This is a genomic window from Lascolabacillus massiliensis, assembly GCF_001282625.1.
In the GTDB taxonomy this organism is placed as follows: domain Bacteria; phylum Bacteroidota; class Bacteroidia; order Bacteroidales; family Dysgonomonadaceae; genus Proteiniphilum; species Proteiniphilum massiliensis.
The window spans coordinates 819,958-845,261 of the sequence record NZ_CTEJ01000002.1 but is presented as its reverse complement, the minus strand read 5'-3'; the positions used below and the strand labels follow the sequence as shown (position 1 = coordinate 845,261).

Here is a 25,304-nt window from a genome sequence, read left to right as displayed (position 1 = left end):
AAAGTATTAAAATTCAATATCTATTCCAAACCCATAATATACCAATGTTGGGTAGTTTCTTGCACTATTTGCATTTACTCCACCTATACCACCCATGTTATTACCGAATTCAGAAGTTTCCGGATCTATGAATGAGTTTTTAGTAAGGGTTATCGGATTTTGTGCATTCACACTTAGACGAAGTTTTTCAACACCAAATTTGTTGGTTAATGAATTTGGTATTGTATAACCCAACTGTACATTCTTTACTCTCAAATAAGCTCCATTCAGCAGATAAATATCTGTACCACCTCTACCCCAGTTGTTTTGAGATGATTGTGAGCTTGGTGCAATCAAACGTGGCCATCTTGCATCGGGATTAGTAGGTGTCCAGAAATCAAGCTGGTGTTTGTAGATTGCATAAGAGTAGTTTGAGTGGAATGGCTCAATCAGCTCACCCCTGATATACATATCTCTTTTTCCCACACCCTGTAATAGCAGTGAAAAATCGAAATTACGATACTGAAGGTCATAAGTAAAACCAAATGTGTATCTCGGGAATGCATTACCCAAAATTACACGGTCTCTCTCATCAATCACACCATCATTATTTTGATCAACATATTTAACGTCGCCAGGTTGTAATGATGCCCCAATTGGTAAAGCACTGTTGGCGATTTCATCCAGATTTTGGAAATAACCATCTGTTTTGTAACCAAAATATGATCCAAGAGCTTCACCTTCACGGATTATTTTAAACATCTGATCACTCTGGTCGATACGCTCTTCACCACCAAAATCTGTAACCTTGTTTTGTGAGTCAGATATATTCAGATTAAAGTTGTGTGCAAAATTACCTGATCTTAATCTATAATTTACAGTAGCTTCCCAGCCTCTGTTTCTCATTTCACCTGCATTTTCATGTGCTGCAGAACTTCCGAATACAGAAGAAACTTCTGGTGCAAGAAGAATATCCCATGTTCTCTTATTGAAATAATCAAGAGAAACATAAAGGTTATTATTGAAAAATCCTGCATCAACTCCAATATTGAAATTGCTTGATTTCTCCCATGTCAGGTCAGGATTACCATATCTGAAACCTGTTCCCGGTACTGCTATGTTATTGAATACATAAGTGTTGGTATGCATTTCATACACTGTCTGATATGAGTAGTTGGACACATTTTGATTACCAAGTACACCATAAGAAGTTCTAAGCTTAAGCTCACCAACATCATCACGGTAGTTTTCCATAAATAGTTCCTCCGAAACTCTCCAGGCGGCAGACAATGAAGGGAAGAATCCCCATCTGTTCTCTTTTGCAAATTTTGATGAACCGTCGTATCTGAAAGATAGATCTCCATAATACTTATTCATGAAATTGTAGCCAACTCTTCCGAAAAGCGATGTTATACTTGTCTGATCTGTATCATCATTAGAGTTCTTGTTACCTGTATCCTGCTCTGCATCATCAGTTGTAGGAAGTCCTAAATCAGGATCAGTAAATCTCCATGCAATTCTGCTTGCCTTAAAAGTATAAGATTCGTTTGATACACCAATTAAACCAGAAACATGGTGCAAATCATTTAACTGTTTCTCATAGTCAATCAGGAACTGAGTACTAAGCGTATAACGTTTGTTGTTATAATCTTCGGTAAGTCTGTTAGGATTTATATTTGCTGTTGGTGTTTCCAAATTTGCAGCTGAATATAAAGGAACCTGAATATCCCTTCTATATCTGTGATGCTGAGTCAAATCAATACCAACAAGTCCTTTCGCTGTTAATCCGTCAATTATCTTATAATCTAAATTAAGACTTCCTATAATATTGTCCTCATCTTTGTTTTCATATCCACCCTCTTTCAGTTTTGCCATTGTATTATCGTCACCGATAATATTGTTGATAAGATATTTTCCATCTTGCTGAAAGCGGTAGTAATAGTATGGCGGTATACGTGAAGAGTTAATAATAACATTTCCTGTTCCTCCTGATATTGTTCTTTCGTCGCGACGATTATAAGCCAGCAAAGAGGTAAGCTTAAATCTGTTATATTCAGTAGTCAGGTTAGAACGAAGATTATATCTTTCAAATCCGTAACCACCAACAAAGTTACTCTCCTGGTTCATATAACCTGCTGATACCATATAAGTAGTATTGTCACTACCACCGGAAATATTAACATTGTAATTCTGCTGTAAACCCTTCTGCATGATTTCGTTGAAGAACCAGTATTCTTCGTTTCTGTGTTCATATAGATCACGAATCTGAGCAGGTGTAAAAGCGGGATCATCTCCTGAATTCATATTGGCCTGATTTCTGTACATAGCATTTTGCCATCCTTCCACCGGCTGGAACAGAATTTTTGGATCCTGGTATCCAGCTAACCCACTGAATCTTACCATTGGCTTTTGCAACTTGGATCCTTTCTTTGTGGTTACCAGAATTACCCCGTTTGCAGAACGTGAACCATAAATTGCGGCACTTCCCGCATCTTTAAGTACAGAAACACTCTCAATATCATTTTGATTCATATTGTTTAGTGTACTGGTTGTTGATATCAATCCATCGATAACAATAAGTGGATCATTATTACCCATTGTACTAACACCCCTGATGTTAATACTCATATTGTTGTCGTTAGGATTCATGTTCTTTTGCTGAACAATAAGGTTTGCAGAAGCACCCTGAAGGGCCTGTACGGCATTACTTACCGGGCGGTCTTCAAACAGGTCAGAGCTTACTTGGTCAACAGCACCCGTAATACTGCTGCGCTGACGGGTTCCGTAACCAATAACTATAACCTCATCCAGAGCCTTTGTGTCCTCTTGAAGAATGATATTGAAATTAACTCTGCCGGTTGTGTTGATGATCTGCTCAATATATCCGATATATGTTATCTGGATTGAAGCATTTTCTGCCACATCCAGAGTGAAATTACCATCAATATCTGTAACAGTACCATTGGTAGTGCCAACTTCAACAACATTAGCTCCGATGATAGATTCTCCAAAAGCATCTAAGATCCTGCCGGAAATTCTTTTGCCTTGCTGTTGTTTGATACTAGAGGACATCTCTTCTACGTAATCTTTAGATGATAAGTTTTCTTTAGATTCATAGATGACAATCTGTTTGTCCAAAATCATGTAAGTAAGTCCTGAGTTACTTAGAACTGCATCCAGGACCTCTTTCACGTCGGATGTGTTTGCATCAATGTTTACCTTTTTATCTATAATTTTTTCACTTGAATCAGAAAAAACAAAGATATAACTGCTATTCTCTTCAATCTCTTTGCAGACCTCTTTTATAGAAGCTGACTTCTTATTGAAATTAAATATTTGCGAATAGCTTGTAGTTGCGTGAGAAAACATGATGCTGCAAAATAAAAATAACAATGTAGTTCTCATCATTTTCAGTATGTTTTTCTGTTTATCGGGTTTTACTGTACACCCATATAGGCATTTGTTCATAAATTTTTCAAATTTAGTTAATTACTGAACTAAGAAATTAGTAAACCTGTTCGGTTGGCATTTCTGATTTTTTCTCTCTCTGGGTAGTTTTTTCTTTTTCACTTTCATAGGCTTAAAATTTTATTTACTTTCATTGGTAATATATATGCGATTATTTTCAATTTCGTAGCTTGTTGATGTTAGCAGAGAGATAGTTGTCATTACATTTTCAAGATTCTCCGAAAGCTGAATCTTGCCAGTACAACTTCTATTCTGTAATTCCACACTGTTGTCATAGTTAAATGATAAGTTGTAATACCTGCTAATCCTTTTCAATACCTCTGTCATAGGTGTTTTATTTAGTGACAGATAACCATCTTTCCAGCTTGTGTAATCCTCTACATTAACCTCCTTTTTATCAAATTCCAGTGATTCAGAGTTATATACCGCTAACTCATTGGGATATAATGACACTGATCTATTTACTCCATTCTTTCTTAATGAAACATGCCCTTCAACCAGTATCACTGTTGAGTTTAAGTTATCGTATGAAGTTACATTAAAAGAGGTGCCATGCACTTCCACTCTAATGTCTTGTGTTATAACATAAAAAGGTTTATTGTCATCATGCTTTACTTCCAGGTAGATCTCACCTGATTTTAAATTAATTACACGTTCATTTTCATCGAATTGTGCAGGGAATTCAAGAACTGTACCTGAATTAAGCCATATTTTAGTACCATCGGCCAGTATCAGGTCTGATCTTTTGCCAAAAGGAATGATCAAAGAGTTCAGATCATTTCTCTTTAACTCAATCTTTTTTATCTCTTTATTTCTCTGATTTATCTGAGCTGTTCCTTTCTCATCCAGGGAAATCTCTATGTTATCATTAAATGAAATTGTATTGTTATTTGTTACAAGCTGCACATCTTCACTATTAAGCAACTCACCCACAATCATGCCTCCATTAAACTCTGATTCTGTGTCATTGTCTTTAAATAACATAGTAAACAGTATAATTAACACTGCACAGGCAGCAGAGGTAGCAACAGATGCTATAAGTCGTCGGCCAATCCTGGTTCTTTTTTTATTATGAATAGTAGTCTGTATTCTATTTAAAAGTTCCTCTTGCTCATTTGAGCCTAGTAAACTCTTGTTCAATCCATCACTTTTCAGATATAAGGCGGCTTTTTGTATCTCTTTATCCAGTCCCGGGTTTAACTCAATAAGTTCTTTCCAATAGTTATCAAGTTGTTCATCCGGGACTAACTGCCAGCGTATGAATTTTATATCATGTAATAGATCAGAATAAGTAATATTTTTCATCGTTTTATATCTAAAATATATAAATAAAGGAGAATATACTCAATGTACATACTCCCATAAGAGACGATTATATAATATAATTATCCCCTCTTTTTCAAAAAATCTTGTAAATTTAACAATCGGGTAGATCTGAAAATTACTCAAGTCGGTGGTTTCCAGCAGTATGAGTGTATCGCTAAATAAAAATTGTTTTCATAACCCGATTATGGCATTAATGTATAAGAAGAAGCAATACCATAACTCCATATTTTTTCCGAAGTGTGCTTATTGCTTTAGAAACAAGTTTTCTGCAGCTGTGAATATTAATGTCCAGTAGTTCAGATATCTGTTTATAGTCATATTCCTGAACATATCTAAGATAAATTATCTCACGTTGTTTGTCAGTCAGAGAGTTAAGCATCTCCTCTATCTCTTTCTTTATCTCTATTCTCTCCTCCTCTTCAATAAAATGATCCTCTATGTTTACATTTATCTGGAAAGACTTGGAATCCTCTGCAACTATTCCTTCTAATCCTATTTGATTCTTATTTCCTCTTTGAATATCATAAAGTCTGTTTTTCAATGACCTGAACAGGTAGAACTTAATATTAGTAATCTCTTCAAGAGTCTTACTTTTAGTTGAAATTTTCTCAAAAACATCATGAATCGCATCTTTCACAACTTCTCTATCAAAACCAAGGTATACACCATATGTGAACAGGTCGTTCACATACAGATTATATAATTTTGTCAGATTCGATGAGTCATTCACTTGTTCTGTATAGAATCAAATTGTTAGTTATACAAATTAAGCAAAATAAATTCAAAGTATAAAATGGAGCTGATTCATGGGTAGATCAGATCAACCATGTCCGAAGATGACTTATACATACCTTATCCATATATAAGGTATGTATAAGTCATCTATAAGCGATCATTGGGCGAGGATATTGTCTAGTCCTGAAATAGGTTTATACTTAAATCAATTTACTGTAAATTAAAAACAGCACATCCTTTAACGTTATAGATCCTTAATATTGATAAATCCCCTTGAAATGATTTTTTATTTTTCAAGGGGACTATATATATGAAAAACTGAATATGGTTTATTACAGTTTTATTGCAGCTCCGCCGGATAACCAGAATCCGGGTTGAGGAATATTACCTAAATCTACATACTTAGTGTTGAATATATTATTCGCATTAATGAATAGATCAATATTATTAAGTTTATAATTTGCTTGGACATCCAGAATAGAAAAAGGAGCATAATCAACTCTTTCACCCGGCTGTAGATCGATATAACTAACATATGAACCGTTTCTCTTCTGCCATCTAAAATTCCATGCCACTGATAAATTTTTTATCAGATCGTGATGTAATCCCACTGTCAGTTTATGACGCAAATGATTCAATATATAGTTAGATATAAGTTCATCATCTGCTCTCTCCTGATCAAGAAGCATTAGTCCCGCATTTAAAGAATTCATAGGCTGATTAATTCCAAACCAATTCTTAATATTTAATGTAAGGTTTAAATCCATACCCTTTTTGTTTATCTGAGTATGGTTAGTTGACTCCCACAATGCATCGGGCGATGGTTTCACCCAGTCGATCATATTCTTTCCCTCCATATAAAAAATGGCAATTGATCCGCTAATCAGATAATTATTGAGCTTAGCTCCAACTTCAAATGCTTCGGAAAGTTCCGACTCAAGGTTGCTGTTTCCGATGTGAGTAGCAGTTGTATAATAGAGATCGGTGAATGTTGGCATTCGACTTGCCCTGTTCCATGAACCATACAGATTCAGCTTGTCATTAACTCTGAACGATCCGTTTATTGCCGGATAGAACTCAAATTTATCAGTTACTGCTGTATTGTAGTTAATTAATCCACCCAACGAGAAAGTTACGCGATCGAGTATAAAATTATGCTCAGCAAAATAACTAATGTTTGTCCTGTTATCCGATTTAGAGTACTTACCTATAGGGTTATCAATTGTATTTCCAAGGACATTACTTAATATGCCTTCATTCCTGAACTCACCACCAAAGCTTGTGATACCCAGTTGTGATGCATACTGCAGATGTAAATTCATACCGAAAACATCACTTCTGTGATAATTGTGATCAGTATACCATGCGGGAACATCGGGTGTGCCTTCCCTAATAAGTTGAAATTCATCATAATGTCTGCTCCAATAGATGTGAGGGGTGATTTTGATTTTACCACTGCTTTCTCCCTTTACTGAAAAAAACAGACCCTGCGTATCATCATACTGATTGGGATATGCAGCTGTATAAAATGTGTTTGCTCCATATGCTTTATCATTCAGTCCCGACTGAAAATCAATATTGGTGCCATTGACTTTAAATCTGCTCTGCCACAAGAGATTGTAAATATTGTAATCACTGTTTGGGATATAACCTGCCGATCTCTTATATCCTGCAGAGAGTGAATGTGTGGATTTATCATTTGCGAAAGAGCCTCTGACGTCAGCTCCAAACATTCCATGCATTCCACCTTCCAGTTTTGTGTAGAAGCCCGACTCATTATCTTTCTTTGTTATAATGTTAACCCCGCCGGAAAATGCACTTGCTCCATAAACAAGGGAGGATGGGCCTTGAACTATCTCTATTCGTTCAATATCTGAAAGGTTAATTGGAATGTCGAAATTGTAATGTCCTGTGTGAGGATTTGTTAGGTTAACACCGTTTAACAGGATAGCTGTCTGGTCAAAAGTACCACCTCTGAGGGATATGTCCGCCTGTACGCCGTGCGGTCCGCGTTGCAGTATATCAATACCTGCTACATAATTTAATAGATCTTCAATACTCCTGACCGGTGCACGCTCAATCTCTTTGCTTGTTATGACTGTCACCTGCTTTGCAGCCATATTTATTGGCAAAGCTACTTTGGAAGCGGTGACCACAACTTCATCAAGTTCAGTTGGAGGGATAGACTCTGAGTCGGTCTTAATAAAAATCTGTTCAACCGGATCAATTGATGCTGCATGAGCAGACATAAGTGTACAACCCGATAATACACCGATGGTTACCACCTTATGTATACTGTTGAATATACTGTATGACTTTCGTGCGAATCGTTTGAACCGAAATGCTTTAGTCTCTTTAAATTGCTTTTTATCCATATTTTATATTATTAATAACGAAGTGCAAAAATAGAAATTAATAATGAGACCAGCTTGTAATTGTATACCGTTTAAAAAGGAATAGCAATGACAGGAAGTGATAAGAGTAAGAGCTTCAGCAGTTTCAGATGAAAAATGAAAAGTGAACACTGCCATATTTTAGCTCTCTGTTGAATCGGGGATGCATTGTGAAATCGTGAGATTTTGAATGTTCCAATATCAGAAGACCATCAGGTTTGAGAAGATTTTTATCTAATATAAGATCGGGTATTGTGTCAACCTCTTTTAAATCATAAGGGGGGTCAGCAAATATCAGATCAAACTGTTCTCTGCATGAAATTAAAAATTTGAAAACATCGGCTTTTAATGGATATAGTTCACTTGCTTCAAGTTTTTCCTTTGCAATTGTTATAAATCGCCAGTGAAGCTGCTCTGATTCAACAGAAACAACGCGGCTGCATCCTCTTGAAACAAGCTCTAGTGCTATACTCCCTGTACCTGAGAACAGGTCAAGTGCAGATGTATCATCCCAATCAATATAATTATTGAGAACGTTGAAAAGGCCCTCTTTTGCAAAGTCGGTTGTTGGTCTCGCTTTAAGATTAGTGGGTACCTGAATCCTTCTTGATTTATATTTTCCGCTTATTATACGCATAAGGAAGCAATTACATCAGTTGGTAATACTCGCATCTCTTCAGCCGAAATTTTTGCTTTCGGTTTCAACTCCACTCTTTCAACATTGTTTATTAATCTCTTCAGATCGCTTATAACTGATAAGTGTGAATCGATCTCACCACATAAATAGAGGCAATCTTTGGTTTGGTCGAACGACTGTTTTTCCCAGATGCTCGCAATATAATAAGTTATATCCTGTTTGCTATTAGCGGGAAATGTTAATGCTGATAGAAGCTTATCTTCAAGATAGCTGTATATCGAAACAAAGCCATCATGAAAGTCTACAAAGCACTTTTTTTGATTTTCTTTCTGTTTGTATGTGTTAAAAAAACATAGAAGTGACGATGTGTGATGTTTAAACTCAGGATTACTTAAATGTCTTGTAAGAAAAGAATGCACATCCTCGTCCATGTTAAACAATACAGATAACTTATCAGATTCTGAAGAGTTATGAAGTATTGTACCTTTTAGATTATGGAAATTGAAATCCATAATATCCTTACTTTTTCTCTCATCGAAATAGGGTTTAGGTACGATAGTGTAATGGGGAGAAACAAGTATAACTGTGGTTTTATTGAAAGGACTGCTGAAGAATCCCTGATCAAATATTATCTTCTTGATGTTATCAATATATGATAACTTATTACTTAAATCAGTTTTCTGAAAGTGAAATATATCGGGGTTCTCAGAGGAATGAAAATAAAAAGAAAATCCATTCGGTGATAACCGAATGGATAATCTATATTTCTCTGAATTTGCTAAATCTATATTCTCCGGTAGAAACATAAATCAGTCAATCATAACTAATTATTCCCAGTTACCTGCGTTATTGTTAGCAACTTCAAGTGAACCTACCTGCATACCTGGGAATCTCTTGCCCGGGCGATCAAGAACTTCTTGAATTTTCTGTCCAAGTAATTTCTTGTCAAGGTCTCCTAAATAATCAGTGTATGGAGTTTTTGCTTCAAATACCTGAATTGGGTAGCCTGAAGCTGTAATAAGTGAATCTACACCCATCTGGAAAGTTGTACCTGCAGGAGCATACGGAACAAATTTAATTGAATCGGGATAAAAATTAGTGCGATTTGGATAGAGAACTTCAACTGCGGGAGAGAAAATTGAGTCTCTGACTAACTGAGGGGCATTCTTTTCGTTATCCCATAAACCGGCTTCTTTTATTTTTGCTTCATTTCCAGTTCTGATAATTTCCATTGCCTTTACTTCTGTCATTCCTGATTCTAATTGAGACTCAGTAAGGTCTCCTTCTCTAACGAGTGTAGCAATCTTACCAGTTTTGATAAAATTTATAAGTGTATCAAAACTAGCGGTGTATGAGCCTGTCTGTGAGCGTAAAGCAACTTGTGCTGTTCGGATATCCATTAAGCGCTGGATAACTGCCTGATCTCGTTTTGCAACTTCAGCATTGAAATCAATTGGACCCTGGATACTTTTCCAACTTACCCAAGCTAAAAGAACAATGGCTATTGCTAAAAGCACTCTCATTACAACTTTCATGGACTTTTCTTTTTTTAATTTATACTGTTTTAATATTGATTTTTTGATTTTAGACTACAAATTTAGAAAAAGAATGATAATTATGCTACTTTTACTGGAAAAATTACCACAAAAAATGATAAATAGCTTTTTTATTGAGAAAATCAATGAAAATTTCCCATACAACTTTACGAGTGACCAGATCCATGCTTTAGAAAAGCTTACAGCATTTCTTTTTTCAAATGATGGCGACCACATTTTTTTACTTACCGGATATGCCGGTACGGGTAAATCATCATTAATCGGTAGTCTTGTTAGAACAATGTCCCAATTTAACCAAAAAACTGTTTTACTGGCTCCTACAGGCAGAGCTGCGAAAGTGTTTTCAGGTTATGCAGCACAGAAGGCATATACAATACACAAAAAGATCTACAGACAGCAAAAGATGTCTGAAGGGACAATGCAGTTTACCTTGTCGGAGAATCTGCATAAACATACGCTATTTATAGTTGATGAGGCATCAATGATTAATAATGAATCCCCTGATTTTTCGGTATTTGGAACAGGAAGATTACTTGATGACCTTATCGAGTATGTTTATTCTGCAGAAGGCTGCAGGATCCTTTTGATTGGCGATGATGCCCAGTTACCGCCTGTTAAACAGGAGTTTAGTCCCGCTCTCGATACAGAGGTTCTGAAATCATATTCATTGCATGTTACGGAAGCTAATCTTACAGATATTGTGAGGCAGGAGATCGAGTCAGGAATTCTCCACAACGCAACTTATTTGAGAGACTCACTGGCAATGCAAGCAACTGATGTTTTTCCAAAGCTTAAAATTGAAGGTTTTGCAGATGTTAAAAGAATTACAGGTAAAGATCTGATTTACGAGATATCAGATGCTTATTCACGTGACGGAATAGAGGAAACTATTATAATTTCCCGTTCCAATAAGCGTGTAAACGCATATAATAATGGGATAAGGAATACTGTTTTATTTCGTGAAGAAGAGCTCTCAACAGGTGATATTCTCATGATTACCAAAAACAACTATTTCTGGATTGAAGAGTATGAACATCTTGACTTTCTTGCCAATGGAGAGTTTGTAGAAGTTGAACGTGTAAGAGATCAGGAGGAGTTGTATGGTTTCAGGTTCTGCAATGTTGTTTTGTATCATCGTGAATATGATATCGAATTTGAAGCCAAGATAAATTTAGATGTTTTACATACAGAAGTGCCGGGATTAACATCAGAGCAGAATAATCAGCTTTTCACTAATGTAATGGAGGATTATAGTGATATTTCTCAGAAACGACTCAGATATAAGAAGGTAAAAGAAGATCCTTATTTTAATGCCCTCCAAACAAAATATGGATATGCAGTTACCTGTCATAAAGCACAGGGCGGTGAATGGAAAAATGTTTTTTTGGATATAGGATATATACAGGAATCATATCTTGGTGAAAGCTTTTACAGATGGTTATATACTTCGGTTACAAGGGCAACTCAAACGTTATATCTTGTGAATTTACCTGATGATTTTGTTGAGCTTTCTAAAATATGATTACTTTTGTGTGTTTCATGGAATGAGCAATTTACATAATTGTATGCTATTGAGTATCATTAAATAAATTAATGTCAGATGTCTGAGAATAAATCATTTTATATTGAACGGCTTCTTAGTGAGATAAGATCTTTGCAAGAGAATGTTATGGAGGTCAGTAAAAGCGGCAATCTCCCGTTTACCTTTTTCAAAGAATCATTTATAAAGACTCAGAAAATTAATGAATTGCTGCATAACCTTGAGTTTATGCAGATAGATGACTTGAAGGGTCAAATGGAACGCTTGGTTGTTGTACTTTCCGGTAAGGAGCAAAAGGAGCAGGAAGCGGCTCTGGAGAAAGAGAAAGAAAAAGAATTTGATAAAGAGATTGAGAAAGAGGGCAGAACTGGTAATATTCATGCGCAAAGAATAGAATTGCCCGAATACAGGAATCCATATAGTCAGGATGTTAACTATTTTAATAAAAAGGAATCTGATTTACCAGTTGAAAAAATTCAAGAAAAAAGTGAAGTAAAAGAAACAAAGGTAGTTAAGAATATAATTGAGACAAGTAATAGCTCCAAATCAATAAATGATATAATAAAGACAGTTCCGGCTGTGGTCGACATTAAGAGAGGAATTAGTCTCAATGACAGATTTATTTTCCAACGTGAGTTGTTTGGTAATGATCGACATAAAATGAACAGTACTTTAGAAAAACTTAGCGAACTAGAATCATACGAGGAGGCTGAGAATTATATCAGAGAAAATGTTTCAGCTGATATTGACAATCCAACTGTAGCTGATTTTCTTTTGATTGTTAGAAAAGGGTTTAAGTAAATCAATGATTAAGATGGGAAAACTGTATGTTGTACCCACTCCTGTAGGAAATCTGGAAGATATTACTCTTAGAGCAATTAAGGTGCTTAAAGAGTGTGATGTTATTTTGGCTGAGGATACACGGACCAGTAGTGTACTGATCAAACATTATGGTATTGAGACACGCATGCAGTCATATCATAAATTTAATGAGCATAAGACTACAGCTCATTTAGTGGAGAGAATGAAATCGGGAGAGGTGTTTGCATTAATCTCAGATGCAGGAACTCCAGCTATTTCTGATCCCGGATATCTTCTAGTAAGGGATTGTATTACTGCAGGAGTAGAAGTTGAATGCCTTCCGGGAGCAACTGCTTTTGTGCCAGCCCTGGTTGAATCAGGTCTGCCTAATGATCGCTTTTGCTTTGAAGGGTTTCTTCCTCAGAAAAAAGGGAGACAAACACGACTTAAACTGCTCTCTGAAGAAACGAGAACTATGATTTTTTACGAATCTCCGTACAGAGTTATCAAAACACTTTCTCAACTTGCTGAAAATATGGGAAATGATAGATACGCATCTGTTTCAAGGGAGATATCCAAAATGTATGCCGAGACAGTTAGAGGAACACTTGAAGAATTAACAAATCATTTTAAAGAAAACGAACCGAGGGGTGAGTTTGTTATAATAGTTAAAGGTAAGGATTGATATATAACAGTAGAGAGAATTTTTTATAATTGTAAAATATTAATATTATAATTTATGAAAAAAATATGGATTTTGTTTCTTGTGATGGGACTAATTGTTTCATGTACAAATGTGAAGGAGTCAAAAGAATATAAGGAATTGCAGGCACAACGCGACTCTCTTTTGATGCAATCGTCAGATTCAGAAAGAGAAGCTGCAGAAATGATGTCAGTAATTAGTGATGTTGAGGCAAATTTTGAAAAGATAAGAGAAGCTGAGAAATATATTTCTACTCAATCTTCACAAGCTGGAGAGATGAGTCAGGATACTAAACAGCGTGTAGCTGATAACTTTAAGATGATCAGTGAGATCTTGCAACGTAATAAAGTACAGTTGGAAGAACTTAATAAAAAATATAGCAGTAGTAATAAAGAAGTAGCTGCTTTAAAAAATACAATCAGCAGACTCAATCGTGAAATGCAGGAGAGCTCAGGCAGATTGGCTGAACTTCAAAATGAGCTGGCATTGAAGGATGAGCAGATTGCTCAGCTATCGCAGGATATAACCTCTCTGGCACTTGAGACAGAACAGCAGATGATTACTATTCAGGAGCAGGATAGATCACTAAACACTGCCTATTATGTATTTGGTACAGCAAATGAACTTAAAAATCAAAAAATTCTTTCAGGAGGTTTTCTTCAGGCTACTCGTGTAATGCAGGATACATTTAATAAAGATTATTTTCTGCAGATCGACATTCGTGAAGTTAAAGAGATACCTTTATACTCTAAGAAAGGAAAATTATGGTCTACCCATCCCGAAGGAACATATGAGTTTGTAAACGGTAGTGATGGGAATCTGATTTTTCATATAACAGATACTCAGAGATTCTGGAGTCTTACAAAATATCTAATCATAGAAGTTAGCTGATCAGTTGAATGTACGAGAGTTTATTTATTGATCTGGACGATACGCTTTGGGATATTCATCTTAATGGCAAGGAGTGTCTGGAAGAGGTTTATCATGACTATGGGTACTCAAAATATTACCCAACATTTGAGGATTACTACAAGGTTTATATGCCCAGTAATAATTATCTGTGGGGACTCTATCGGCAGGGAGTGATCAAAAAAGAAGAACTAATCGTTGAAAGATTTCTGGCTCCTGTAAGGGAGTTTGGAATTGATGATCCGGAATATGCTAAAAATCTCAGTGATGATTTTCTTGAAAGGACAACCAGGAAGACCAGGTTGGTTGATGGTACCATTGAACTATTAGAGTATTTGAAACCAAGATATAAAATGCATATTCTATCGAATGGATTCAGAGAGGTACAATATAAAAAAATAGAAAACTCAGGCTTGAGAAAGTACTTTGATAAAATAATCCTATCTGAAGATGCAAATATAAATAAGCCTCACGAAGGGATGTTTACATATGCACTTAAAAACACCAACTCGAAGCGTAATAAAACAATAATGATAGGTGATAGCTGGGAAGCTGATATTGTTGGTGCAAAAAATAGCAGGATTGACCAGATATGGTTCAATCCTGCACATTTAAATCCTGATGGATTTGAACCTACATATACAGTAGATTCACTTTTGAAAATTATTGAAATTCTCTGATTAACTGCGTCGAAGTGGCATAGTCATGCATCGGGGACCACCTCCACCGCGAGGTAATTCGGATCCTTCAATTGTGATAACGCACTTTGATAGTGTATCGAGATTGTACTTCTCATTTATAACATCTTGTGCTGTGACAATTTCAAAACCATTCTTGCTTAACTCCTCCAAAGTATGAATGTTACGTGCATATGATATCACCTTACCGGGAGCTATTGCCAGGAAATTTGCTCCACTATGCCATTGTTCTCTCTCCTGATCCCACTCATCGGCTTTACCACCACAAACTACCGGTTCCAGATCAACACCAAGTTTCCTGAGTGAGTTTAGTATACCTCCTGAAGAAGAAATTTTGACAACTTTTCCATCTTCAATCTGCATATACACCGTTTGGTAGGGTGAGCTGTTCATAATTAAAGGTTTATATACCATGGCGGTGTTAGTATCGAGCATAGTAAATACCATATCCAGGTGAATAAATGATTCGGGAGATTCGGGCAGCTGTTGCACTATTACATGTTTTTTACCACTACCGGTTTTACAAAACTCCTCTACTATGAGGTCAATTCCTTGTGAGCTAGTCCTCGAGCCATTACCAATTAGCAGTATATCATCTCTTATAACGAGTATATCTCCTCCCTCTACTTTCACGGAAGGATTGTTATCTGAAATATCATATATATTAAACAGATTAGAGTCGAAGAAAAGTCCACTTTTAAAAATTGCATTCATAATAAGTGACTCACGCATTCTAACACTATTTGCCATTTTACATACCATTGCATTGTTACCAATTACTACACTGGCATCTCTTGTAAAGTAGAAATTGTAAAGAGGCTTTAATGCGTAATACTCTTCACGCAGATAGTCGGTAAGTGTATTTATATTTATTGGTAATCCCTCTATTAATATTTTGGACAAGTTTCGGGGAGATAGTTTCATGAGGTAGTCGATATACCCGGGAACCTGCTCCATTTCACCTATTTTTTGTATAAGTTGTTCCTTAAGAATGTCATTCTCAAGTACTTTAGTAAGCAAGTCAGATACCTCATATACTCTGGAAGTCTTACTCAGCACCCCATGTAATTGATCATACTCCTTTTGAGCTATAGATAAGTTGAGAATATCACTATATAACGCTCTTTCGGCATTTCGTGGGGTCATGTTCTCTACTTCGGGTCCCGGATAGTGTAATAATACAGCTTCGAGTTTGCCTACCTCGGACTGTACATTCAAGGTTATTTTGGATTCTGTCATATTGATAGGATAGAAATGATTATAAACAAAAATATAAATTTAATCTGATTTGACGTGGAGGTTTTTCCCAAAACACCAGATATTTTTTAAATAGGTTGATATTTACTTTTTTTATTCCTATTTTTGATAATATCATTTTCTTATCAGAAACTGATATTGAGTTTAAAAAGTAGGAGTTATTAAATTTAAATCGTGAGTCACCTTAATAATGGCACAAATTACCTTAAAAGATATAGCAAAAGCACTTAATTTATCGCCATCTACTGTTTCACGGGCAATGCGTGACCATCCTGCTATTAGTAAAAAAACTCGCAAAATTGTAAAAGATTATGCCGAGGCGCATAAATATAAACCAAACAGACTGGCATTACAGCTGCGTACTAATAAAAACAACACAATTGGTGTAATTGTCCCTGAAATTGTTCACTATTTTTTTTCAACAGTGCTCGATGGAATTCAGCAAGAAACCGAGAGCGAAGGGTATAATCTCCTAATATCACACTCAAATGAAGATTATGAGAGGGAGGTAAAATGTGTGGAAACACTACTTGATGCAAGAGTTTGTGGTATATTGGTTTCTCAGTCCAAAACAACAGTAAAGTATGACCATTTTCAGGAAATATTAGATAATAATGTGCATCTCCTTTTTTTCGACCGTATATGTACAGGTATAAACACTGATAAGGTTGTAGTTGATGATTATGCAGGAGCATTTACTGCTGTTGAATATCTGATTGAATCCGGGTGCAGGAATATTGCTTTTTTAGGCTCCGTACCTTCAATGCCGATATCCAATAACAGGAGAATGGGGTATGAGGATGCACTGCGTAAGCATAAGATAGCTATAGATAAAAAACTGATAGAGGTGTGCGATACTGTTGAACTTGCAAAGAAAGTGATTCCTGAGATGCTTAAACTTGATCCTGTTCCTGATGCATTCTTCTGTATTAATGATGAGGTAGCTGCATACTGTATACAGATAGCGAAAAGTTTAGGTTTTATGGTGCCTGAAGAGGTGTCGGTCTGTGGCTTTACAAACAGTTATATTACAGAGGTTACATATCCCAGACTTACAAGTGTAGACCAGTATGGTGTGGAGATGGGAAAGGTGGCTGCGCGACTTCTTATAAACCGTATTGAAGGAAGAGAAAAAAAAGAGGGAGTGGTTAGCCGGGTAATCAAGACTGAATTAGTAGTAAAAGAGTCAACAAAACCAGTGCAATCGATTGCGCAGAGATATTAATATAACATTGATTTATTTGCCAACTCAATATAAAAACCCTTGTATTTTTGTTAATTATCAGATGGAATTTAGTAGATAAGTACTTAAATAAGTTAATCTAAGCGACATGAAAAAAAGACGATTATCCTTTTGGGAGATATGGAATATGAGTTTCGGTTTCTTTGGCATACAGTTTGGTTTTGCTTTACAAAATGCTAATGTCAGCCGTATTTTTGAGACACTGGGTGCCAGGGTTGAGGATATTCCAATATTATGGATAGCTGCACCTATAACCGGATTAATTGTACAGCCAATTATTGGTCATTTAAGTGATAAAACCTGGAATAGCTTTGGCCGTCGCCGGCCATACTTCATGATAGGTGCTATATTTACTACGTTAGCTCTTTATATAATGCCAAACTCTCCATCATTATGGATTGCTGCCGGAATGTTGTGGATAATGGATGCTTCTATCAATATCTCAATGGAACCTTTCAGAGCCTTTGTGGGTGATAACCTCCCGTCTGAGCAAAGAACAATGGGGTTTGCTATGCAAAGCTTTTTTATCGGCACAGGTGCAGTTATAGCATCAGCGTTGCCTTATATATTAACTAACTGGTTTGGAATATCTAATACTGCTGCTGAAGGTGTAATACCTGAATCTGTGAAGCTCTCATTTTATGTGGGGGGAGTAGTACTTATTGCTTCTGTTCTTTATACAGTCTTAACATCGAAAGAGTATTCACCTGAGGAACTGGCTGCCTTTGAAGAAGAGAAAGAGAAGTCTACCGGTATTAAAACTGTTATTAAGACCCCTGTAAACTCTGGTCAGTTTATGAAAAGAGGTGTAATATGGACTCTTATAGGTATTGCTACAACATTTATAATTAAGTCATTTAGACTGGCAGAAGACAATGGTCAATTATATATAATCTCTGGACTACTCTTGGTCTTTGGTTTAATTCTAATAATTTCAGGTTTGATTACCAAGAACAACAATCGGCCACAAGGTATGGTGGGTATAATGAATGACCTGCTTCATATGCCTAAAACAATGGGGCAGCTTGCAGTTGTTCAGTTCTTCTCCTGGCTGTCATTTTATGCTTTGTGGATTTATACAACTCCAGCTATTACACAACATATATATGGTACAACAGATTCCACATCATTGCTTTATAATCAGGGGGCAAACTGGGTTGGAGTCCTTTTTGCCGTATATAATGCAGTATCAGCAATCAGCGCTTTCCTTCTTCCAGTAATTGCTCGTCAGATAGGCCGTAAAGCCACTCACTCAATAGCTTTAGCTTTTGGAGGAGTATCATTAATCTCCCTGTTTTTTATCAAAGATCCAAATATGTTGGTAATACCCATGATAGGTGTTGGTTTTGCCTGGGGAAGCATTCTATCAATGCCATATGCAATATTAACAGGCTCATTGCCCGCTGATAAGATGGGTACCTATATGGGTATATTCAATTTCTTTATTGTAATTCCACAGATACTTGCTGCAAGTATACTTGGTTTTATTACACGTGAACTGTTTAATGGACAAGTAATACTAACCTTAGTGCTTGCGGGATGCTCACTCATATTAGGTGCACTAAGTTTATCTATTGTCCAGGATAAAGATGATGTTTATAAGCTAAAGCGATAATGAAGAATAAAACCGGTTATGAAAGATGTGGTTTAAGCTGTTCAACCCAATTGACTATACGCTCTTCTGTAAGCTCCGGTTCATAGTCGTCATCAAGCGGTAAGCCGACAAACTGACCATCTACCAGTGCTCTTGAGTATTCAAAATCGTATCCTTCCGGAGAAACATGGCCAATTACTGTTGCACCTTGTTTCACTACTATCTCATAAAGAATACCAATGGCATCAACAAATGAACTTGGATAGATAGAGGCATCTCCCATTCCAAAGAGTGCTACTGTTTTTCCAGATAGATCTATCTGTTCTAGTTTTGGGTAGAAATCATTCCAATCATCCTGCAAATCCTGTACACCCCATGTGGAAACACCAAGAATGAGGACATCGTGGGTTTTAAATGGTTCATCATCGCCATCATAAATGTCTGCTAATGTAGGAGAATAATCTGCAAGTAATTCAGCTATTTTCTCGGCAGCTTCTTTTGTGTGTTCTGTACTTGATCCGTAAATGATTGCAATTGACTTCATTTTATTTAAGTTTTAGAATTTTTAAATCTGTGATATTTATATGTTATACTCGCAAAGATAACATAAGTTTCAAAAATCCCAATAAAATAATCGCATCCTTAAATAAATCACATAATGTGTAACTTTATCTAAGGATGCGATATCATGACGGGCTTTGATTTTGTTAATCCGTAAATGTGCTGTAAATTTTAAAACTGTTAGCAGGAACATCAATATTCAAATTTGTTGATGTTACATCTATTGTTTCTGATTGATCCATATAGTTGTACCAGACACCATATCTTGGGAATGTATATGGAACAGTGATTACTTCATTTGTGAAATTAGCTATCACAACCACCTGTTTTGAACTGCCAAAAGAAGAGAGTGTGATAAACCTGCCCTGCTCCCAGAATGTAGGTGTAACCCTCCAATCAAGAGTAGCTGTTGAGTTAAACAGTTCAGGATGATCCATTCTCAGATTTATCAGAGTGCTGTAAGTTTTTAAAAGGCTGTTTCGCTCTGAAACTTCCAGATAGTCCCACTTTATTGGCTTCTTCCCAGTTCTTCCATTTTGATCAATTGAGATATCATAACCCAGTTCACCAAATTGCCATACCATCTTAGGTCCCGGTACAGTAAAGAAAAAGGCTGCGTTTGTTGCAAGCTGAGACATTCTCGCACTCAAACTGGTTTTAATAATTCCGTTACCCCATGTAACCTGCTTGTACGCTAATCTCTCTTCATCATGACTTTCCATATAGCTTACCAGACTGTTTGTTGGTCGTACTGTTCCATAATATGTACGGGTGAATCCTGAGTCATCTTTATACCCCATGGCAGACTGGCCATATTGCCAGTTCATATTTCTCCATACCATCATACCCTCGTTACTTAACTCTGTCTCTTCACGATCATCGGCAAAGTGCTCGAGTATAACATATGCATTTGGATTTACTTCTTTAATTGCATTGTTGTACTCTTTTAATATTGCAACTCTTGAGGCATCATAGTTTGAAGCGGATGATTCAGTACTGTTTTTTTGAGTAAATCCTTTTGTCAGGTCAAAACGGAAACCGTCTATATTATACTCCTCAAGAAGGAACAGAAGGTTGCGTTTTACAAAATCCCTCACGATGAACTTACCATCAATCTGAGCATCATGGTTGAAGTCATGGAATACAGAGTAGGGGTGAGGAGCATTTACATTAAAGAAAGGATTTTCAACAGATGTCTTGTTATTTGAAGTGTCCCACCACATACGGGCATAAGGATTTGCACCTGTTGCATGATTATATACAACGTCAAGTATAACAGCAATCCCACGTTTATGACACTCATCTATAAACTCCTTATACATCCTGTCGGTACCATAAGCTTTATCCATTGCAAAAAAGAATGCAGGATTATATCCCCAGCTGTCATTACCATCAAACTCCTGTACAGGCATAAGTTCAATAGCATTAACGCCAAGTGACTCAAGGTAGTCAAGTTTTCCTAATGCTCCATTAATATCACCTGTTTCAGAAAAATCACGAAGTAACATTTCATAGATTACTAAATTATCTCTATCAGGGATTTCAAAATCAGTTACCTGCCAATTATAACTCTCTGATTTAGTTTGAAAAACTGAGACTATACCAATAGCTTTTTCAGGATAAGGTTTCAGATGAGGGTATGTTGCAGATGATATATATTTATCATTATCAGGATCTAATATTTTACGAGAATAGGGGTCGGCTACTCTGAATGTTTCTCCTCCCGATTTACCAATGTAATATTGAAATGCATACTCTTTATTCGGATCCAGGTTTGATAATGTTATCCACCATACTCCTGAAGACTCATCACGAAACATTTGAGATTTCTCGTCGTTGCTCAATGTCCAGTCGTTAAAATCACCAATTACATGAGCAAAATCTTTTCTGTTGCCATTTTTGTCTTTATCAAAAAGTACAAGTGTTACTGTAGAATTGTCGATTATATTTATCCCATGATTTAATCCTGCAGGCATTGATGCGGTTTTTACAGCAGCGGGCTGAAATGCTTTGTACTTACTATCGGTAATTTCCTCGATGAAAAAGTCTGCGCCATCTTTATTACCTTTTTTATTGCCGTCAGCACTTCTGGCAATGACTCCTATTTTATTAATCGGTATATTTTCTGATTCAAACCATTCTCTTATTGTTGGAATAAGCTTGATACTCCAGGCATTGCTTTCTCCCTCTACAGGACTCATTTTACATTTGCTTATATTTTCATCCCAATCAGCAGGTACATTTTGCCAAACCCCTTCATTTACAATTCCTATGTGTACGTAGACCTCCCCAGTGTAATTATATAATTCTGAAGAGGAAGGTGCTTTGAAGAAAATTGTTAGTTCCTCATCTGCATCAGGTTTTTCCGGCTGCCAAGAGTACCAGTCATTCAACATTGCAGGCTCTTCTGGTTTTGGTTCTTCCGGTTTTGGCTTATCGGGCACAATAACAGGATCCTCACCACAAGAAAAAAGGAAGATAGAAATAAGCAGTAGTGTAAGTACTGTTCTGCTTTTTTTCATACTTAAATTATAAATATTACCCATAATTATCATTTTAGTTTTATACAGTACGTTACCCAACTGCTTATTTCAGTTAACAGTTTAATAAATATAAAGTTACTCTAAAATCAGAATTTCTTTAGGAGATAGTTTCATCTTTTCACCCAGAGAAATGATATCTCCGGATAAGAAATCGGTCCATTCATTCCTGCCTTTAATCGACTCGGCATATCTGTCCAGATTTATCTCAACCTCATTTTTCCCGCCGTTCATGAATATCAGAACATTTCTGTTGCCAATGTAACGTTCATATACATAAACACCATTTTGTAAAACATAATGCTTCATGGAACCATTAGCAATCAGATCATTGTTACGACGCCAATGCAGCAGCTTGCTCAGAAAGTCGAAAGCTTCATTCTGTATATCATCGCGGCCCTCTCTTGTGAAGTGATTTACTTTATCATCTGGCCAGCCCCCGGGGACATCGCGGCGAATATCGCCATCACTTCTTCTTTTTGTGCCATTCATCAACAGTTCAGTACCATAGTAAATCTGTGGAGTGCCTGGTATTGTAAGAATAAATGTTATCGCCTGTTTCCAGTTGGATAAATCGGTTGGATATTCCTTTAGAAATCTGTCCGTATCATGGTTATCCAGAAATCTAAGTACATTATAGATATCAGGATACATGAAATCATAGGTCATATGATTGAAGATTTTGTGTAAACCTCCTCCGTTTGAATCATCAAAGAAGGCATCGTGTGAAAGTCCCATCAATTTGAAATCCATGACAGATTTCAATTTTGTGTTTTTGGGGTTGATCGGACTATTTCTCTGCCAGAAAGCAGTACCTATTATATTGTCTACCCAAGCTTCACCAACAATATTGTAATCAGGATATTCTTTTTCAACGGCTTCAATCCAGTCGACCATCATATCATAATCAGCATATGGATAAGTGTCCTGACGAATGCCATCCACCCCAGCGTATTCAATCCACCAGATACTGTTCTGGATAAGATACTTTGCAACATGACGGTTACGCTGATTAAGGTCTGGCATAGTTCGGACAAACCATCCATCAACCATCTTGTCCCAATCATATTTGGAAGCGTAGGGATCGTAATACATCTCCTTCATATGAGAAGTCTGCACATACTCACCTAAATTATTAAACCAGTCAGCCGATGGCACATCATGCACCCATGGATGGTCGCTACCACAGTGGTTGAATATCATATCCATAACTACTTTCATATCTTTTGAATGAGCTTTCTCGATCAACTCCTTATACTCTTCGTTGGTTCCAAAACGTGGATCCACCCTGTAGTAATCAGTAGTGGCATAACCATGGTATGATCCACCTCTCATATCATTTTCTAGAACAGGGTTAAGCCATATTGCCGTTACGCCAAGATCTGACAGATAGTCCAGATGATCAGTGATACCCTTCAGGTCGCCACCATGGCGGGAGTTTGGATCGTTTCTGTCAACTTTATATGGCATGCGCATTTCTATCTGATCATTGGATGGATCGCCATTTGCAAATCTGTCGGGCATTATCAGGTATAGTACATCAGAGGAGTTAAAGCTTTCTATTTCATATCTTTCCGGGTTTCTCTCCTTAAGTTCATATTTCACTGTAAAGCTCTTTTTGGGTCCTCTGAAAATTATATTGAACTGTTCAGGTTTTGAGTTGATCAGATCCAGATAAATCAGCTGATAGTTTGGGCTATCGAGCGTTACTACCTCTTTGATTTTTATATTTTCTGAACTAATTTCAGGTTTATATGAAGCAATATCATCACCATGAACCATTAATTGAAGCTCTGTTTCCATCATTCCGCTCCACCAGAAAGCAGGATCAATTTTTATCTGTTGTGCGTGCAATTGAATTGTCAGAATATAGAGTGCAGCAAGTAATAATTGTTTTCTCATTTGTGATAAGTTTAGGGAGTTATTTTAATAATAAGGAGCTGTCTGCAGATATTATTTATTCACAAACAGCTCCATTCATATATGTTAAATTTTTTTTAGATTTTCAATATCTTGTATTGATATGGTTCTAAAGTCAATACAGAAGGCATTTTTTCAACTGAGTTTGTTAAAAGGTTTATCATGTTCTCCTGGGAAAATTCAATGGGTATTTTTGCTTCAAACTGTTCATTTGCAGTGTTGACCAGTATCAGGATAGTCTCCTTTTGACTTTTACGAACATATGTAGCTACTTTTCCATTTTCAAAAGTTCTGAGTGATCCTTTTTTTAATGCATCAGAAGATGTGTATATATCCATTATCTTTTTATATTCATTCTTATAAGACTGATTGCTGTTCCAATCAATATTTATAAAATTAAAAAAGGATAATTGTGTGGGATATCCAACCTCCTGCGAACTGTAAATCATCGGTGAACCACCTAGGGTTGTAGCAATCACAAATGCAGATATAGCTCCCTTTTCTCCCTTATAGGCCTGTATAGGGGTTTGCTGGGAAGACATATCATGATTTGTGGTGTATCGCATTCTCTGCTTGCCTGCAGGAACATCTTTATATTCTTGATAGTGTGTTTCATAGAGATTATTTACAGTGATCTTGCCTGCATATAAGTCTTGAAGTCTGTAAGCAAAGTCCCAGGCATAAAGCATATCAAAACCATTAGCCAATAGGCTTGCTTTACCTCCTTCAGCCAGCATTAGAAGATCATCTCCTTTTATCTTCTTAAGCTCACTGATGGCCTCTTCCCAAAAATCATCGGGTACACCTTCTGCATAATCACATCTGTATCCGTCAATATTGAGTTCATTAATCCAATATGACATTGCTGCGATCATCTCTTTTCGCATATTGTTGTTATTGAAATTAAGGTCAGCAACATCATTCCACCCCATTCCAGGGGGTGAAACGATATTACCATTGCTGTCCTGAGTGTACCAATCTTTATTTTGCGTCCATGCATTATCCCATGAAGTGTGATTTGCAACCCAGTCGAAAATCACCTTCATACCCTTATCATGAGCTTTAGAAACCAAGAATTTTAATTCGTCAATTGTTCCATAGTCACTGTTTACTTTTTTGTAATCCCTGATACAATATGGCGAACCTATTCCCTTCAGTACACCTTCTTCATAGATTGGCATGAGCCATAAGACGTTTACTCCCAGGGCTTTGATGTTGTCAAGCTGATTGGAAATTGCATTGAAAGATTTACCCTTTTCATAGAATCCGGGATAGACCTCATAAACAACCCACTCATTACCTATTTCATCACCGGGAGGATCAATCTTCACATTAGGTTCACTGGAACCACAACCTGCAATAAATTGCGGAAGTAAGATTGCTAAAAGGAGTAACCCTATGTAACTTTGGATTAGTTTCTTCTGTTTTGTCATATCAACAACTA

19 protein-coding genes are annotated in these 25,304 nt (G+C 36.5%); 7 read left to right on the top strand and 12 right to left on the bottom strand.

Annotated elements, in window-relative coordinates:
- Positions 1 to 6: 6 nt before the first annotated feature.
- The 7 genes from BN1354_RS08255 to BN1354_RS08225 all read right to left on the bottom strand — a co-directional run bounded on the left by BN1354_RS08255 (position 7) and on the right by BN1354_RS08225 (position 10,073).
- On the bottom strand, positions 7 to 3,447 hold the full coding sequence (locus tag BN1354_RS08255; RefSeq protein WP_053826818.1) for a SusC/RagA family TonB-linked outer membrane protein: 3,441 nt from the start codon (positions 3,445 to 3,447) through the stop codon (positions 7 to 9).
- A 120-nt stretch (positions 3,448 to 3,567) separates the two neighbouring features.
- A complete protein-coding gene (locus BN1354_RS08250) occupies positions 3,568 to 4,752 on the bottom strand; it encodes a FecR family protein (RefSeq protein ID WP_045088910.1) in 1,185 nt (394 codons plus the stop codon).
- Between the two features lie 211 nt (positions 4,753 to 4,963).
- A complete protein-coding gene (locus BN1354_RS08245) occupies positions 4,964 to 5,503 on the bottom strand; it encodes an RNA polymerase sigma factor (RefSeq protein ID WP_045088911.1) in 540 nt (179 codons plus the stop codon).
- Positions 5,504 to 5,840: 337 nt separating this feature from the next.
- Positions 5,841 to 7,883, bottom strand: coding sequence for a TonB-dependent receptor plug domain-containing protein (locus BN1354_RS08240; protein WP_053826817.1), 2,043 nt, complete (start codon positions 7,881 to 7,883; stop codon positions 5,841 to 5,843).
- Between the two features lie 124 nt (positions 7,884 to 8,007).
- On the bottom strand, positions 8,008 to 8,538 hold the full coding sequence (locus BN1354_RS08235) for an RsmD family RNA methyltransferase (protein ID WP_045088913.1): 531 nt from the start codon (positions 8,536 to 8,538) through the stop codon (positions 8,008 to 8,010).
- Positions 8,529 to 9,344, bottom strand: coding sequence for a DUF3822 family protein (locus BN1354_RS08230; protein WP_053826816.1), 816 nt, complete (start codon positions 9,342 to 9,344; stop codon positions 8,529 to 8,531). The genes BN1354_RS08235 and BN1354_RS08230 overlap by 10 nt, the downstream gene beginning before the upstream one ends.
- 21 nt (positions 9,345 to 9,365) lie before the next feature.
- A complete protein-coding gene (locus BN1354_RS08225) occupies positions 9,366 to 10,073 on the bottom strand; it encodes a hypothetical protein (protein ID WP_053826815.1) in 708 nt (235 codons plus the stop codon).
- Between the two features lie 115 nt (positions 10,074 to 10,188).
- Between BN1354_RS08225 and BN1354_RS08220 the strand changes: the two genes are divergently transcribed.
- The 5 genes from BN1354_RS08220 (at position 10,189) to BN1354_RS08200 (ending at position 14,727) form a co-directional block, all read left to right on the top strand.
- Positions 10,189 to 11,616 carry an ATP-dependent DNA helicase gene (locus BN1354_RS08220; RefSeq protein ID WP_053827248.1) on the top strand — a complete coding sequence of 476 codons (1,428 nt, stop codon included), beginning with the start codon at positions 10,189 to 10,191 and terminating at the stop codon, positions 11,614 to 11,616.
- A gap of 78 nt (positions 11,617 to 11,694) precedes the next feature.
- Positions 11,695 to 12,435: a hypothetical protein gene (locus BN1354_RS08215; RefSeq protein WP_045088916.1), complete on the top strand. Its 741-nt coding sequence runs from the start codon at positions 11,695 to 11,697 to the stop codon at positions 12,433 to 12,435.
- A 13-nt stretch (positions 12,436 to 12,448) separates the two neighbouring features.
- Positions 12,449 to 13,120 (top strand): 16S rRNA (cytidine(1402)-2'-O)-methyltransferase, encoded by a 672-nt coding sequence (gene rsmI / locus BN1354_RS08210; protein ID WP_045090757.1) that lies wholly within the window; start codon positions 12,449 to 12,451, stop codon positions 13,118 to 13,120.
- A 54-nt stretch (positions 13,121 to 13,174) separates the two neighbouring features.
- Positions 13,175 to 14,029, top strand: coding sequence for a Cbp1 family collagen-binding glycoprotein adhesin (locus tag BN1354_RS08205; RefSeq protein WP_045088917.1), 855 nt, complete (start codon positions 13,175 to 13,177; stop codon positions 14,027 to 14,029).
- Positions 14,030 to 14,037: 8 nt separating this feature from the next.
- The gene (locus BN1354_RS08200) at positions 14,038 to 14,727 is read left to right on the top strand and encodes a YjjG family noncanonical pyrimidine nucleotidase (RefSeq protein WP_045088918.1); all 690 of its coding nucleotides are present in this window, start codon (positions 14,038 to 14,040) and stop codon (positions 14,725 to 14,727) included.
- Here the strand turns inward: BN1354_RS08200 and BN1354_RS08195 are convergent, their stop codons facing one another.
- Entirely contained in the window at positions 14,728 to 15,984 is a 1,257-nt protein-coding gene (locus tag BN1354_RS08195; protein WP_053826814.1) for an arginine deiminase, read from the bottom strand. It lies immediately after the preceding gene.
- A gap of 208 nt (positions 15,985 to 16,192) precedes the next feature.
- Between BN1354_RS08195 and BN1354_RS08190 the strand changes: the two genes are divergently transcribed.
- Both BN1354_RS08190 and BN1354_RS08185 read left to right on the top strand, forming a co-directional pair.
- A complete protein-coding gene (locus BN1354_RS08190) occupies positions 16,193 to 17,227 on the top strand; it encodes a LacI family DNA-binding transcriptional regulator (protein ID WP_045088920.1) in 1,035 nt (344 codons plus the stop codon).
- Between the two features lie 106 nt (positions 17,228 to 17,333).
- Positions 17,334 to 18,860, top strand: coding sequence for an MFS transporter (locus tag BN1354_RS08185; protein ID WP_053826813.1), 1,527 nt, complete (start codon positions 17,334 to 17,336; stop codon positions 18,858 to 18,860).
- A 16-nt stretch (positions 18,861 to 18,876) separates the two neighbouring features.
- Here BN1354_RS08185 and BN1354_RS08180 read toward each other — a convergent pair whose 3' ends face one another.
- From BN1354_RS08180 to BN1354_RS08165, 4 genes are all read right to left on the bottom strand, one after another.
- Positions 18,877 to 19,383, bottom strand: coding sequence for a flavodoxin (locus BN1354_RS08180; RefSeq protein WP_045088922.1), 507 nt, complete (start codon positions 19,381 to 19,383; stop codon positions 18,877 to 18,879).
- A gap of 163 nt (positions 19,384 to 19,546) precedes the next feature.
- A complete protein-coding gene (locus BN1354_RS08175) occupies positions 19,547 to 21,922 on the bottom strand; it encodes an alpha-amylase family glycosyl hydrolase (protein WP_053827247.1) in 2,376 nt (791 codons plus the stop codon).
- A 96-nt stretch (positions 21,923 to 22,018) separates the two neighbouring features.
- Positions 22,019 to 23,842, bottom strand: a complete 1,824-nt coding sequence (locus tag BN1354_RS08170; RefSeq protein ID WP_053826812.1) for a glycoside hydrolase family 13 protein — start codon at positions 23,840 to 23,842, stop codon at positions 22,019 to 22,021.
- A gap of 95 nt (positions 23,843 to 23,937) precedes the next feature.
- Positions 23,938 to 25,293, bottom strand: coding sequence for an alpha-amylase family glycosyl hydrolase (locus BN1354_RS08165; RefSeq protein WP_053826811.1), 1,356 nt, complete (start codon positions 25,291 to 25,293; stop codon positions 23,938 to 23,940).
- Positions 25,294 to 25,304 lie beyond the last annotated feature (11 nt).

Bases quoted from the DNA above. Each gene is read 5' to 3' on its own strand.
- BN1354_RS08255 (WP_053826818.1), bottom strand. From the start codon at position 3,447: ATGAACAAATGCCTATATGGGTGTACAGTAAAACCCGATAAACAGAAA.
- BN1354_RS08250 (WP_045088910.1), bottom strand. From the start codon at position 4,752: ATGAAAAATATTACTTATTCTGATCTATTACATGATATAAAATTCATA.
- BN1354_RS08240 (WP_053826817.1), bottom strand. From the start codon at position 7,883: ATGGATAAAAAGCAATTTAAAGAGACTAAAGCATTTCGGTTCAAACGA.
- BN1354_RS08235 (WP_045088913.1), bottom strand. From the start codon at position 8,538: ATGCGTATAATAAGCGGAAAATATAAATCAAGAAGGATTCAGGTACCC.
- BN1354_RS08230 (WP_053826816.1), bottom strand. From the start codon at position 9,344: ATGTTTCTACCGGAGAATATAGATTTAGCAAATTCAGAGAAATATAGA.
- BN1354_RS08225 (WP_053826815.1), bottom strand. From the start codon at position 10,073: ATGAAAGTTGTAATGAGAGTGCTTTTAGCAATAGCCATTGTTCTTTTA.
- BN1354_RS08220 (WP_053827248.1), top strand. From the start codon at position 10,189: ATGATAAATAGCTTTTTTATTGAGAAAATCAATGAAAATTTCCCATAC.
- BN1354_RS08215 (WP_045088916.1), top strand. From the start codon at position 11,695: ATGTCTGAGAATAAATCATTTTATATTGAACGGCTTCTTAGTGAGATA.
- rsmI (WP_045090757.1), top strand. From the start codon at position 12,449: ATGGGAAAACTGTATGTTGTACCCACTCCTGTAGGAAATCTGGAAGAT.
- BN1354_RS08205 (WP_045088917.1), top strand. From the start codon at position 13,175: ATGAAAAAAATATGGATTTTGTTTCTTGTGATGGGACTAATTGTTTCA.
- BN1354_RS08200 (WP_045088918.1), top strand. From the start codon at position 14,038: ATGTACGAGAGTTTATTTATTGATCTGGACGATACGCTTTGGGATATT.
- BN1354_RS08195 (WP_053826814.1), bottom strand. From the start codon at position 15,984: ATGACAGAATCCAAAATAACCTTGAATGTACAGTCCGAGGTAGGCAAA.
- BN1354_RS08190 (WP_045088920.1), top strand. From the start codon at position 16,193: ATGGCACAAATTACCTTAAAAGATATAGCAAAAGCACTTAATTTATCG.
- BN1354_RS08185 (WP_053826813.1), top strand. From the start codon at position 17,334: ATGAAAAAAAGACGATTATCCTTTTGGGAGATATGGAATATGAGTTTC.
- BN1354_RS08180 (WP_045088922.1), bottom strand. From the start codon at position 19,383: ATGAAGTCAATTGCAATCATTTACGGATCAAGTACAGAACACACAAAA.
- BN1354_RS08175 (WP_053827247.1), bottom strand. From the start codon at position 21,922: ATGAAAAAAAGCAGAACAGTACTTACACTACTGCTTATTTCTATCTTC.
- BN1354_RS08170 (WP_053826812.1), bottom strand. From the start codon at position 23,842: ATGAGAAAACAATTATTACTTGCTGCACTCTATATTCTGACAATTCAA.
- BN1354_RS08165 (WP_053826811.1), bottom strand. From the start codon at position 25,293: ATGACAAAACAGAAGAAACTAATCCAAAGTTACATAGGGTTACTCCTT.